Source organism: Streptomyces sp. NPDC056734, from assembly GCF_042790455.1.
GTDB lineage: Bacteria > Actinomycetota > Actinomycetes > Streptomycetales > Streptomycetaceae > Streptomyces.
This window is the reverse complement of sequence record NZ_JBHTZD010000017.1, coordinates 19,445-32,411: the sequence shown is the minus strand read 5'-3', so window position 1 is coordinate 32,411 and position 12,967 is coordinate 19,445. Positions and strand designations below refer to the sequence as shown.

General features: G+C 69.4%; 12 protein-coding genes. All 12 read right to left on the bottom strand.

What is annotated here, in order from left to right:
• Positions 1–4: 4 nt before the first annotated feature.
• The 12 genes from nuoL to ACFRFC_RS25195 are packed head-to-tail and all read right to left on the bottom strand — an operon-like array spanning position 5 to position 12,796.
• Positions 5–1,918, bottom strand: a complete 1,914-nt coding sequence (nuoL, locus tag ACFRFC_RS25250) for an NADH-quinone oxidoreductase subunit L (protein WP_382680283.1) — start codon at positions 1,916–1,918, stop codon at positions 5–7.
• A gap of 15 nt (positions 1,919–1,933) precedes the next feature.
• Positions 1,934–2,233 carry an NADH-quinone oxidoreductase subunit NuoK gene (gene nuoK, locus ACFRFC_RS25245; RefSeq protein ID WP_351837913.1) on the bottom strand — a complete coding sequence of 100 codons (300 nt, stop codon included), beginning with the start codon at positions 2,231–2,233 and terminating at the stop codon, positions 1,934–1,936.
• Positions 2,230–3,072: an NADH-quinone oxidoreductase subunit J gene (locus tag ACFRFC_RS25240; RefSeq protein ID WP_382680282.1), complete on the bottom strand. Its 843-nt coding sequence runs from the start codon at positions 3,070–3,072 to the stop codon at positions 2,230–2,232. The genes nuoK and ACFRFC_RS25240 overlap by 4 nt, the downstream gene beginning before the upstream one ends.
• On the bottom strand, positions 3,069–3,671 hold the full coding sequence (gene nuoI / locus ACFRFC_RS25235) for an NADH-quinone oxidoreductase subunit NuoI (RefSeq protein ID WP_382680281.1): 603 nt from the start codon (positions 3,669–3,671) through the stop codon (positions 3,069–3,071). The genes ACFRFC_RS25240 and nuoI overlap by 4 nt, the downstream gene beginning before the upstream one ends.
• The gene (gene nuoH / locus ACFRFC_RS25230) at positions 3,664–5,031 is read right to left on the bottom strand and encodes an NADH-quinone oxidoreductase subunit NuoH (protein ID WP_382680280.1); all 1,368 of its coding nucleotides are present in this window, start codon (positions 5,029–5,031) and stop codon (positions 3,664–3,666) included. The genes nuoI and nuoH overlap by 8 nt, the downstream gene beginning before the upstream one ends.
• Positions 5,028–7,532 (bottom strand): NADH-quinone oxidoreductase subunit G, encoded by a 2,505-nt coding sequence (locus ACFRFC_RS25225; RefSeq protein ID WP_382680279.1) that lies wholly within the window; start codon positions 7,530–7,532, stop codon positions 5,028–5,030. Before ACFRFC_RS25225 ends, nuoH begins: the two co-directional genes overlap by 4 nt.
• Positions 7,529–8,878, bottom strand: coding sequence for an NADH-quinone oxidoreductase subunit NuoF (gene nuoF / locus ACFRFC_RS25220; RefSeq protein ID WP_382680278.1), 1,350 nt, complete (start codon positions 8,876–8,878; stop codon positions 7,529–7,531). The genes ACFRFC_RS25225 and nuoF overlap by 4 nt, the downstream gene beginning before the upstream one ends.
• Positions 8,875–9,801, bottom strand: coding sequence for an NADH-quinone oxidoreductase subunit NuoE (gene nuoE / locus ACFRFC_RS25215; protein WP_382680277.1), 927 nt, complete (start codon positions 9,799–9,801; stop codon positions 8,875–8,877). The genes nuoF and nuoE overlap by 4 nt, the downstream gene beginning before the upstream one ends.
• On the bottom strand, positions 9,798–11,120 hold the full coding sequence (locus ACFRFC_RS25210) for an NADH-quinone oxidoreductase subunit D (RefSeq protein WP_382680276.1): 1,323 nt from the start codon (positions 11,118–11,120) through the stop codon (positions 9,798–9,800). Before ACFRFC_RS25210 ends, nuoE begins: the two co-directional genes overlap by 4 nt.
• Positions 11,117–11,872 carry an NADH-quinone oxidoreductase subunit C gene (locus ACFRFC_RS25205; RefSeq protein WP_382680275.1) on the bottom strand — a complete coding sequence of 252 codons (756 nt, stop codon included), beginning with the start codon at positions 11,870–11,872 and terminating at the stop codon, positions 11,117–11,119. The genes ACFRFC_RS25210 and ACFRFC_RS25205 overlap by 4 nt, the downstream gene beginning before the upstream one ends.
• Entirely contained in the window at positions 11,869–12,423 is a 555-nt protein-coding gene (locus tag ACFRFC_RS25200; protein ID WP_382680274.1) for a NuoB/complex I 20 kDa subunit family protein, read from the bottom strand. The genes ACFRFC_RS25205 and ACFRFC_RS25200 overlap by 4 nt, the downstream gene beginning before the upstream one ends.
• 13 nt (positions 12,424–12,436) lie before the next feature.
• Entirely contained in the window at positions 12,437–12,796 is a 360-nt protein-coding gene (locus ACFRFC_RS25195) for an NADH-quinone oxidoreductase subunit A (protein ID WP_007383963.1), read from the bottom strand.
• Positions 12,797–12,967: the final 171 nt, after the last annotated feature.

Below are 12,967 nucleotides of genomic sequence, written 5' to 3'. Positions count from 1 at the left end.
GGTATCAGACCGCCCTCATCAGCAGCGTCGCGGCGATCAGAAGCGCCGCACCGCCGAACATCGAGACCGCGTACGACCGCGCGAAGCCGTTCTGGAGTTTGCGCAGCCGTCCGGAGAGGCCGCCGACCGAGGCCGCCGTGCCGTTGACGACTCCGTCGACCAGGCTGTGGTCGACGTACACCAGGGAGCGGGTGAGGTGCTCGCCGCCGCGGACCAGGACCACATGGTTGAAGTCGTCCTGGAGCAGATCGCGGCGGGCGGCCCGGGTGAGCAGGGATCCGCGGGGGGCGACGACCGGGACCGGGCGGCGCCCGTACTGCGCCCAGGCGATGGCCACGCCGATGACCATGACGGCGACCGTGGACAGGGTGACGGTGGTGGCGCTGACCGGCGGGTGTCCGTGCTCGTACTGGGTGATCGGTTCCAGCCAGTGCACGAAGCGCTCGCCGACGCTGAAGAACGCGCCGGCCCCGACCGAGCCGACGGCCAGCACGATCATCGGGATCGTCATGGACCTCGGGGACTCGTGCGGGTGCGGCTCGTGGCCGTTCTCGTCGGGCTGCCAGCGCTTCTCGCCGAAGAACGTCATCAGCATCACGCGCGTCATGTAGAACGCGGTGATGGCCGCGCCGAGCAGGGCCACGCCGCCGAGGATCCAGCCCTCGGTGCCGCCCTTGGCGAACGCCGCCTCGATGATCTTGTCCTTGGAGAAGAAGCCGGACAGCCCCGGGAACCCGATGATCGCGAGGTAGCCGAGCCCGAAGGTGACGAAGGTGATCGGCATGTACCTCCGCAGGCCGCCGTACTTCCTCATGTCCACTTCGTCGTTCATGCCGTGCATGACCGAACCGGCGCCGAGGAACAGCCCCGCCTTGAAGAAGCCGTGGGTCACCAGGTGCATGATCGCGAAGGCGTAGCCGATGGGACCGAGACCGGCGGCGAGGATCATGTAGCCGATCTGCGACATCGTGGAGCCGGCCAGCGCCTTCTTGATGTCGTCCTTGGCGCAACCGACGATCGCACCGAACAGCAGCGTGACCGCGCCGACGATGGTCACCACGAGCTGGGCGTCCGGCGCGGCGTTGAAGATCGCGCCGGAGCGGACGATCAGATAGACGCCCGCGGTCACCATGGTCGCGGCGTGGATCAGGGCCGAGACCGGGGTCGGGCCCTCCATCGCGTCCCCGAGCCAGGACTGGAGCGGCACCTGGGCGGACTTGCCGCACGCGGCGAGCAGCAGCATCAGGCCGATGCCGGTGAGCACCGCCTCACTGGCACCGTCGACCAGGCCCGGCGCCTCGGGGGTGCCGAGCACCGGCCCGAAGGCGAACGTGCCGAACGTCGTGAACATCAGGAAGATCGCGATCGCCAGGCCCATGTCGCCGACCCGGTTGACCAGGAACGCCTTCTTCGCGGCCGTGGCCGCGCTGGGCTTGTGCTGCCAGAAGCCGATCAGCAGGTAGGAGGCGAGACCGACGCCCTCCCAGCCGATGTACAGCACCAGGTAGTTGTCGGCGAGGACGAGGATCAGCATCGCCGCGAGGAACAGGTTGAGATAGCCGAAGAAACGGCGGCGGCGCTCGTCGTGCTCCATGTACCCGATCGAGTACAGGTGGATCAGCGAGCCGACGCCGGTGATCAGCAGCACGAACGTCATCGACAGCTGGTCGAGGCGGAAGGCGATGTCCGCCTGGAAGCTCTCGACCGGGATCCAGGTGTACAGATGCTGGATCAGTGTGCGGTCCTCGGCGCCCCGGCCCAGCAGGTCGGCGAAGAGGATCACCCCGAAGACGAACGAGACGAACGACAGCAGGGTGCCGATCCAGTGGCCGACCGCGTCGAGCCGGCGTCCGCCGCACAGCAGCACGGCGGCTCCGAGCAAGGGCGCCGCGACCAGCAGCGCAATCAGGTTCTCCACGATTCTTCCGACCCCTTACAGCTTCATCAGGCTGGCGTCGTCGACCGAGGCCGAGTGGCGGGCGCGGAACAAGGACACGATGATCGCGAGTCCGACCACGACCTCGGCTGCGGCGACGACCATCGTGAAGAAGGCGATGACCTGCCCGTCGAGATTGCCGTGCATCCGGGAGAAGGCGACGAAAGCGAGGTTGCACGCGTTGAGCATCAGCTCCACGCACATGAACAGCACGATCGCGTTCCGCCTGATCAGCACGCCGGTCGCGCCGATCGTGAACAGCAGAGCCGCGAGATAGAGGTAGTTGACGGGGTTCACTTCGACGCCTCCTCGGTCCGCTTGAGGTGCGGGGGCTCGATCTCGTCCCGCTCCAGGCGTTCCTCCGAACGCTGCTCCAGGGCCTTGAGGTCGCTGATGGCCTCCGCCGACACATCACGGACCTGGCCGCGCTCGCGCAGCGTCCGGTTGACCGTCAGCTCGGAGGGGGTGCCGTCGGGCAGCAGGCCCGCGATGTCCACGGCGTTGTGCCGCGCGTACACACCGGGGGCGGGCAGCGGCGGCAGGTGCTTGCCCTCGCGCACGCGCTCCTCGGCGAGTTCGCGCTGGGTCTTGGCGCGCTCGATGCGCTCGCGGTGGGTGAGCACCATGGCGCCGACGGCGGCCGTGATCAGCAGGGCGCCGGTGATCTCGAAGGCGAACACGTACCGGGTGAACAGGAGGGACGCGAGCCCCTGCACATTGCCGTTGGCGTTCGCCGTCGCCAGGCCGTCGAACTGGGTCAGCGAGGCGTTGCCGATCCCGCCGACCAGCAGGACGCCGAAGCCGAGACCGCACACCAGGGCCAGCCAGCGCTGGCCCTTGATGGTCTCCTTCAGGGAGTCCGCCGCGGTGACACCGACCAGCATCACCACGAACAGGAACAGCATCATGATGGCGCCGGTGTAGACGATGATCTGCACCACGCCGAGGAAATAGGCGCCGTTGGCGAGATAGAACACCGCGAGGACGATCATGGTCCCGGCCAGACACAGCGCGCTGTGCACGGCCCTCTTCATGAAGACGGTGCACAGGGCGCCGATCACCGCGACCGTGCCGAGGATCCAGAACTGGACGGCCTCGCCGGTGGACGTGGAGTAGGCGGCGAGCTGCGCGCTCATGCGTCCACCCCCTGGTCCTCGGGCTTCTCGCCCTTGGAGACGGCGGGCTGCGGGACCGTGCCCGGGGCGGCCTCGGTGACCAGGCCCCGGTAGTAGTCCTGTTCGTCCATCCCGGGGAAGATCGCGTGCGGCGAGTCGACCATGCCCTCGTCGAGACCGGCGAGCAGCTGCTCCTTGGTGTAGATGAGGTTGGCGCGGCTGGAGTCGGCCAGCTCGAACTCGTTGGTCATCGTCAGCGCGCGCGTGGGGCACGCCTCGATGCACAGGCCGCACAGGATGCAGCGGGCGTAGTTGATCTGGTACACCCGCCCGTACCGCTCGCCCGGGGAGTAGCGCTCCTCGTCGGTGTTGTCGGCGCCCTCCACATAGATGGCGTCGGCGGGGCAGGCCCAGGCGCACAGCTCGCAGCCGACGCACTTCTCCAGGCCGTCCGGATGGCGGTTGAGCTGGTGCCGTCCGTGGAACCGGGGAGCGGTGGTCTTCTGCTGCTCGGGGTACTGCTCGGTCAGCCGCTTCTTGAACATGGCCTTGAAGGTCACGCCGAAGCCGGCCACGGGGTTCTGGAAACCGGGGTCGGTCTCCTTGGGCTCCTCAGCCATCGGACGCCTCCTTTCCATCCAGCGATCCGTCACTGTGAGTATCGGGCCCGCCACTGACAATCAGCTCCCGGTCCCGGCGCGGGCTGCGCCTGGGCACCGGCGGCAGCTGCTGTCCGGGCAGCGGCGGCACCGGGAATCCACCGGCCATCGGGTCGAACCCGGGGGCCTGGGCGGGCGGTTCGGGGGCGGGCTTGCCGCGGTCGCGGAAGATGTCGACGGCGAACGAGATCAGCAGCAGCGCAAGGACGGCGGCGCCGACGTACAACGCGATGTCGGCGAAGTCGAAGTTCTCGTTGCGCAGCGTCCGCACGGTCGCGACCAGCATCAGCCAGACCAGGGAGACCGGGATCAGCACCTTCCAGCCGAGCTTCATCAGCTGGTCGTAGCGGACGCGGGGCAGGGTGCCGCGCAGCCAGATGAAGAAGAACAGCAGCAGCTGCACCTTCAGGACGAACCAGAGCATCGGCCACCAGCCGTGGTTCGCGCCCTCCCAGAACGTGGAGATCGGCCAGGGGGCCCGCCAGCCGCCGAGGAACAGCGTCACGGACACCGCCGAGACCGTCACCATGTTCACGTACTCGGCGAGCATGAACATCGCGAACTTGATCGACGAGTACTCGGTGTTGAAGCCGCCCACGAGGTCGCCCTCGGACTCCGGCATGTCGAACGGGGCGCGGTTGGTCTCACCGACCATCGTGACGATGTAGATGATGAAGGAGACCGGCAGCAGGATCACGTACCAGCGGTCCGCCTGCGCCTCGACGATCGCCGAGGCGGACATCGACCCCGAGTACAGGAAGACCGAGGCGAAGGCGGCGCCCATGGCGATCTCGTACGAGATCATCTGCGCGGCGGAGCGCAGGCCGCCCAGGAGCGGATACGTCGATCCGCTGCTCCAGCCCGCCAGCACGATGCCGTAGATGCCGACCGAGGCGACCGCGAGGACGTAGAGCATCGCGATGGGCAGGTCGGTGAGCTGCATCGTGGTGCGCTGGCCGAAGATCGAGACTTCGTTGCCGGCCGGGCCGAAGGGGATCACCGCGATCGCCATGAACGCCGGGATGGCGGCGACGATCGGCGCGAGGACATAGACCACCTTGTCCGCGCGCTTGACGATGAGGTCTTCCTTGAGCATCAGCTTGATGCCGTCGGCGAGCGACTGGAGCATGCCCCAGGGGCCGTGCCGGTTGGGGCCGATGCGCAATTGCATCCAGGCGACGACCTTGCGCTCCCAGACGATGGAGAACAGCACGGTCACCATCAGGAAGGCGAAGCAGAAGACCGCCTTGATGACGACCAGCCACCACGGGTCGCGGCCGAACAGCGAGAGGTCTTCAGCGGCGAGGAAGTACGGGCTCATGCCTCCACCTCCTTGGGGGCCTCGCCGGCGGCGGCCGCCGGGCCGATGCGGACGAGGGAGCCGGGCAGGGCGCCGGTGTCGGAGGCGACCCCGCCCCCGGTGGAGTTCAGCGGGAGCCAGACCACACGGTCGGGCATCTCGGTGATCCGCAGCGGCAGGGCGACGGTCCCGGCGGGGCCGGTCACCACCAGCGGGTCACCGTCCGCGACGCCCGCCTCGACGGCCGTGGCGGCCGACACACGCGCGTGTGCGGCGTGTCGCGTGCCCGCGAGGGCGGCGTCGCCCTGCTGGAGGACGCCCTGGTCGAGCAGCAGCCGGTGCCCGGCCAGCACGGCCTCGCCGGCGGCGGGACGCGGCAACTGGACGGCGCTCTCGCGCGGTTCGCCCGCGTGGGGGCCGTCCCAGGCGCCGAGCCGGTCGATCTCCGCCCGCGCGGTGCGCAGATCCGGCAGCCCGAGGTGGACGTCCATGGCGTCGGCCAGCATCTGGAGCACGCGCGCGTCGGTCGGCGGCAGCGTCCGGGGCAGCTGGTCGGGCTTGAGCGCGGCGTCGAAGAACCGCACCCGGCCCTCCCAGTTGAGGAAGGTGCCGCCCTTCTCGACAACTGCGGCGACCGGCAGGACGACATCGGCGAGACGGGAGACCTCGCTGGGCCGCAGTTCCAGCGACACCAGGAAGCCGACCGCGCCGAGCGCCTCCCGCGCGCGTGCCGGATCCGGCAGATCGGCGGTCTCGACGCCCGCGACGAGCAGCGCCTGGAGTTCACCGGAGACGGCGGCCTCCACGATCTGCCCGGTGTCACGGCCGTAGCGGTGCGGGAGTTCGGCCACGCCCCACACGGCCGCGACCTCCTCCCGCGCGCGCGGGTCGGTCGCCGGGCGCCCGCCCGGCAGCAGCGAGGGCAGCGCGCCCGCCTCGATCGCCCCGCGCTCCCCGGCCCGGCGCGGAATCCACACCAGCCGCGCGCCGGTCGCGGTCGCGGCCCGTACGGCGGCGGTCAGGCCGCCCGGCACGGCCGCCAGCCGCTCGCCGACGACGATGACCGCGCCCTCGGCCCGCAGCGCCTCCGCGGCCCGCTCGCCGGGCGTCTCCAGGCCGACACCGCCGGCCAGCGCGTCCAGCCACTCTGTCTCGGTGCCGGGCGCGGCCGGCAGCAGCGTGCCGCCCGCCTTCTCCAGCCCGCGGGTGGCGTGCGTGGCCAGCGAGAACACCCGCTGCCCGTGCGCGCGCCACGCCTTGCGCAGCCGCAGGAAGACGCCGGGCGCCTCCTCCTCGGACTCGAACCCGGCCAGCAGCACCGCCGGAGCCTTCTCCAGCAGGGTGTACGTGACACCCGTACCGTCGAGGTCCCGGCCGCGGCCCGCGACCCGGGCGGCGAGGAAGTCGGCCTCCTCACCGCTGTGCACGCGCGCGCGGAAGTCGATGTCGTTGGTGTCGAGCGCCACGCGCGCGAACTTGCTGTACGCGTAGGCGTCCTCGATCGTCAGCCGCCCGCCGGTCAGCACCCCGGTCCGGCCGCGCGAGGCGAGCAGCCCCTGTGCGGCGATCTGGAGCGCCTCGGGCCAGGACGCGGGCTCCAGGTCGCCCTCGGCGTTGCGCACCAGGGGCGTCTGGAGCCGGTCGCGCTGCTGGGCGTAGCGGAACGCGAAGCGGCCCTTGTCGCAGATCCACTCCTCATTGACCTCGGGGTCGTTGGCGGCGAGCTTGCGCATGACCTTGCCGCGCCGGTGGTCGGTGCGGGTGGCGCAGCCGCTGGAGCAGTGCTCGCACACGCTCGGCGAGGACACCAGGTCGAAGGGGCGGGAGCGGAACCGGTACGCCGCCGAGGTGAGCGCGCCGACCGGGCAGATCTGGATGGTGTTCCCGGAGAAGTACGACTCGAAGGGGTCGCCCTCGCCGGTGCCGACCTGCTGGAGCGCGCCGCGTTCGAGGAGTTCGATCATCGGGTCGCCGGCCACCTGGTTGGAGAACCGGGTGCAGCGCGCGCACAGCACGCACCGCTCGCGGTCCAGCAGTACCTGGGTGGAGATCGGCACCGGCTTCTCGAAGGTGCGCTTCTTGCCCTCGAAGCGGGAGTCGGACTGGCCGTGCGACATGGCCTGGTTCTGGAGCGGGCACTCGCCGCCCTTGTCGCAGACCGGGCAGTCCAGGGGGTGGTTGATGAGCAGCAGCTCCATCACACCCTTCTGCGCCTTCTCCGCGACCGGCGAGGACAGCTGGGTCTTGACGACCATCCCGTCGGTGCAGGTGATGGTGCAGGACGCCATGGGCTTGCGCTGGCCCTCGACCTCGACGATGCACTGGCGGCAGGCGCCGGCCGGATCGAGGAGGGGATGGTCGCAGAACCGGGGGATCTCGATGCCGAGCCGCTCGGCGGCCCGGATGACCAGGGTGCCCTTGGGCACGCTGATCTCCACGCCGTCGATCGTCAGCGAGACGAGGTCCTCGGGCGGGACCGCCGCCTCTCCCCCACCGGTGGGGGCGCTGGTGGTCACGGTCATGCGTTCACCTCCGGGCGGTCCGCCCAGGCAGTCGACTTGGCCGGGTCGAAGGGGCAGCCCCGGCCGGTGATGTGCTGCTCGTACTCCTCGCGGAAGTACTTCAGCGAGGAGAAGATCGGCGCCGCGGCGCCGTCGCCGAGGGCGCAGAAGGACTTGCCGTTGATGTTGTCGGCGATGTCGTTGAGCTTGTCGAGGTCGGACAGGGTGCCCTTGCCGGCCTCGATGTCACGGAGCAACTGGACCAGCCAGTACGTGCCTTCGCGGCAGGGGGTGCACTTGCCGCAGGACTCGTGGGCGTAGAACTCGGTCCACCGGGTGACGGCCCGCACCACGCAGGTCGTCTCGTCGAAGCACTGGAGTGCCTTGGTGCCGAGCATGGAACCCGCGGCGCCCACTCCCTCGTAGTCGAGAGGGACGTCGAGGTGCTCGTCGGTGAACATCGGCGTCGAGGAGCCGCCCGGTGTCCAGAACTTCAGCCGGTGGCCGGGGCGCATCCCGCCGCTCATCTCCAGCAGCTGGCGCAGGGTGATGCCGAGCGGGGCCTCGTACTGCCCGGGACCGGCGACATGGCCGCTGAGCGAGTAGAGCGTGAAGCCCGCGGACTTCTCGCTGCCCATCGACCTGAACCATTCCTTGCCGTTGTTCAGGATCGCGGGAACCGACGCGATCGACTCGACGTTATTCACCACAGTCGGGCACGCGTAGAGGCCCGCGACAGCAGGGAAGGGGGGACGCAGCCGCGGTTGGCCGCGGCGGCCTTCGAGCGAGTCCAGCAGTGCGGTCTCCTCACCGCAGATGTACGCGCCCGCGCCCGCGTGCACGGTGATGTCGAGGTCGAGCCCGCTGCCCAGGATGTTCTCGCCGAGATAGCCCGCCGCATACGCCTCGGCGACCGCCGAGTGCAGCCGCCGCAGCACGGGGACGACTTCACCACGCAGATAGATGAAGGCATGCGACGACCTGATGGCGTAACACGCGATGATCATGCCCTCGATGAGGCTGTGCGGGTTCGCGAAGAGGAGCGGAATGTCCTTGCAGGTTCCGGGCTCCGATTCGTCGGCGTTGACAACTAGATAGTGCGGTTTCCCGTCGCCCTGGGGAATGAACTGCCATTTCATCCCGGTCGGGAATCCCGCCCCGCCGCGCCCGCGCAGACCGGAGTCCTTGACGTACGCGATCAGGTCGTCCGGCGACATGGCGAGCGCCTTGCGGAGTCCCTCGTACCCTTCGTGCCGTCGGTAGACGTCCAGCGTCCAGGACCGGTCCTCGTCCCAGAAGGCCGACAGCACGGGTGCGAGCAGCTTCTCGGGGCTCGTCCCTTTCAGCTCGGGTGCCAAGGTCATCACTCCCCCTCCTCGGCGACAGGCCCGGCCGGGTGGGCGGGGTCCGAGGCCGACGTGTCCTGTGGCGCGTCGTGCGAGCTGCGGTGCTCGCCGGGCGGGGGCCCGTCGACGGGCGGTGCGTCCCGCGGTTCGTCCCGTGGCGCGTCGTGCGGTGCGTCGTGCGGTGTGTCCTTGCGGCCGCTGTCCTGCGGGCCGCTGTCGCGCGGGTGGACCACGCGGGCCGGCCCGGTCTCGCCCTTGGCCAGGCGCAGCCCGATCAGGGACGCGGGTCCCGCGCTGCCGCCGGCGGCGACGGCGCCGTCCCGCTCGTCGGGGAAGCCCGCCAGGATGCGGGCGGTCTCCTTGAAGGTGCACAGCGGCGCCCCGCGCGTGGGGGTCACCTCACGCCCGGCGCGCAGGTCGTCCACCAGGCGCTTCGCGCTGGGCACGGTCTGGTTGTCGAAGAACTCCCAGTTGACCATCACGACCGGCGCGAAGTCGCAGGCCGCGTTGCACTCGATGTGTTCCAGGGTGACCTTGCCGTCGCCGGTGGTCTCGTTGTTGCCGACGCCGAGGTGCTCCTGGAGCGCCTCGAAGATCGCGTCGCCGCCCATCACCGCGCACAGGGTGTTGGTGCACACCCCGACCTGGTAGTCACCGGAGGGCCGGCGCCGGTACATGGTGTAGAAGGTGGCGACCGCGGTGACCTCCGCCGTGGTCAGGTTCAGCACATCCGCGCAGAACTGCATCCCGGTGCGGGTGACATGGCCCTCCTGCGACTGCACGAGGTGCAGCAGCGGCAGCAGGGCGGAGCGGGAGTCGGGGTAGCGGGCGATGACGTCGCGCGCGTCCCGTTCCAGCCGGGCACGGACGTCGTCCGGGTAGGCGGGCGCGGGCAGTTCGGGCATGCCCAGGCTGACGCCGCGCTCCGAAGAAGAGGTGGTCACCGGTCGACGCCTCCCATCACGGGGTCGATGGACGCGACGGCGACGATGACATCGGCGACCTGGCCGCCCTCGCACATCGCCGCCATGGCCTGAAGGTTGGTGAAGGACGGGTCGCGGAAGTGGACCCGGAAGGGGCGGGTGCCCCCGTCGGAGACGGCGTGCACACCGAGTTCGCCCTTGGGCGATTCGACCGCCACGTACGTCTGGCCGGGCGGGACGCGGAAGCCCTCGGTGACCAGCTTGAAGTGGTGGATCAGGGCCTCCATGGAGGTGCCCATGATCGTCTTGATGTGGTCGAGGGAGTTGCCGAGCCCGTCGGGGCCCAGGGCGAGCTGGGCGGGCCAGGCGATCTTCTTGTCCGCGACCATGACCGGACCGGGCTGGAGCCGGTCCAGGCACTGTTCGACGATCCGGAGCGACTGGCGCATCTCCTCCAGGCGGATGAGGAAGCGGCCGTAGGAGTCGCAGGTGTCGGCGGTCGGGATGTCGAAGTCGTAGGTCTCGTAGCCGCAGTAGGGCTGCGTCTTGCGCAGGTCGTGCGGCAGGCCGGTGGAGCGCAGGATCGGGCCGGTGGCGCCGAGGGCCATGCAGCCCGCCAGGTCCAGATAGCCGACGTCCTGCATCCGGGCCTTGAAGATGGGGTTCCCGGTGGCGAGCTTGTCGTACTCGGGAAGGTTCTTGCGCATCTTCTTGATGAACTCGCGGATCTGGTCGACCGCGCCGGGCGGCAGGTCCTGGGCGAGTCCGCCGGGGCGGATGTAGGCGTGGTTCATTCGCAGGCCGGTGATCAGCTCGTACAGGTCGAGGATCATCTCGCGGTCGCGGAAGCCGTAGATCATGATCGTGGTCGCGCCCAGCTCCATGCCGCCGGTGGCGATGCACACCAGGTGGGAGGAGAGCCGGTTCAGCTCCATCAGGAGCACGCGGATGATCGTGGCCCGGTCGGGGATCTGGTCCTCGATGCCGAGGAGTTTCTCGACGGCGAGGCAGTAGGCGGTCTCGTTGAAGAACGACGTCAGGTAATCCATGCGCGTGACGAAGGTGGTGCCCTGCGTCCAGGTGCGGTATTCGAGGTTCTTCTCGATGCCGGTGTGCAGATAGCCGATGCCGCAGCGGGCCTCGGTGACCGTCTCGCCGTCGATCTCCAGGATCAGGCGGAGCACTCCGTGGGTGGAGGGGTGCTGGGGGCCCATGTTGACGACGATGCGCTCGTCGTCGGCGCGGGCCGCGGACTGGACGACCTCGTCCCAGTCGCCACCGGTGACCGTGTAGACGGTGCCTTCGGTGGTCTCGCGCCCAGTCGCGTGGGATGTGCTCATGAGTACGACCTCCGCTGGTCCGGAGCCGGGATCTGGGCGCCCTTGTACTCGACGGGGACGCCGCCGAGGGGGTAGTCCTTGCGCTGCGGGTGGCCCTGCCAGTCGTCCGGCATCATGATCCGGGTCAGAGCCGGGTGACCGTCGAAGACGATCCCGAAGAAGTCGTACGTCTCGCGCTCGTGCCAGTCGTTGGTCGGGTACACGGGGACCAGCGACGGGATGTGCGGGTCGGCGTCGGGGGCGCTCACCTCCAGCCGGATCAGCCGGTTGTGGGTGATCGAGCGCAGGTGGTAGACGGCGTGCAGCTCGCGGCCCTTGTCCTGCGGGTAGTGGACACCGCTGACGCCGGTGCACAGCTCGAAGCGCAGGGCCGGGTCGTCGCGCAGGGTGCGGGCGACGCGGACGAGGTGCTCGCGCTCGATGTGGAAGGTGAGTTCGTCGCGGTCGGTGACCGTCTTCTCGATCGCGTTCTCCGGGACCAGTCCCTGCTCCTCCAGGGCGCCCTCCAGCTCGTCGGCGACCTCGTCGAACCAGCCACCGTAGGGACGGCTCGCGGGTCCCGGCAGCCGGACCGAGCGGACCAGGCCGCCGTAGCCGGAGGTGTCGCCGCCGTTGTTGGCGCCGAACATGCCGCGCTGGACGCGGATCTCCTCACCGCCTTCGCCGCGCCGGCCGGGGAGGTTGGCGGCGGCGAGGTCCTTCTCGGGGTTCACCCCGTTCGACCCCTCGCCGGTGCCGTTGGCGTCGCTCATCGCAGCAGCCCCTTCATCTCGATCGTCGGCAGGGCCTTCAGCGCCGCTTCCTCCGCCTCACGGGCCGCTTCCTCCGCGTTCACACCGAGCTTGGAGGTCTGGATCTTGTGGTGGAGCTTGAGGATCGCGTCCAGCAGCATCTCGGGCCGCGGCGGACAGCCGGGGAGGTAGATGTCGACCGGGACGACATGATCGACGCCCTGGACGATGGCGTAGTTGTTGAACATGCCGCCCGAGGACGCGCAGACGCCCATGGAGATCACCCACTTCGGATTGGGCATCTGGTCATAGACCTGCCGCAGCACCGGCGCCATCTTCTGGCTGACCCGGCCGGCCACGATCATCAGGTCCGCCTGGCGCGGTGAGCCGCGGAAGACCTCCATGCCGAAGCGCGCCAGGTCGTAGCGGCCGGCGCCGGTGGTCATCATCTCGATGGCACAGCACGCGAGGCCGAAGGTGGCCGGGAAGACGGACGACTTGCGCACCCAGCCCGCGGCCTGCTCGACGGTGGTCAGCAGGAATCCGCTCGGCAGCTTTTCTTCGAGTCCCATGGCTAAAGGCCCCTCAGTCCCATTCCAGGCCGCCGCGCCGCCATACATACGCGTAGGCGACGAAAACGGTGAGCACGAAGAGCAGCATCTCCACGAGCCCGAACACACCCAGGGCGTCGAAGGTGACGGCCCATGGGTAGAGGAAGACGATCTCGATGTCGAAGACGATGAAGAGCATCGCCGTCAGGTAGTACTTGATGGGGAAGCGCCCGCCGCCGGCCGGCGTGGGGGTCGGCTCGATACCGCACTCGTAGGCTTCGAGCTTGGCGCGGTTGTACCGCTTCGGACCGATCAGCGTGGCCATGACCACGGAGAAGATCGCAAAGCCTGCCCCGAGGGCTCCCAGTACGAGGATGGGCGCATACGCGTTCACCGCTCCTCGCTCCTCTCAGTCGGCACTGACTGCTGGCGGTGGTGCATGGGCCCGCACTCCGCCCCACCAGTCCTACGAGTCCCACTCGTCCCGGCGAAGATCGAGAACATGTGAAGCAGGTCACAAGCCCAACTGCTCCGCATCTTATGCCCGCCACTCTGTGATCTGCGA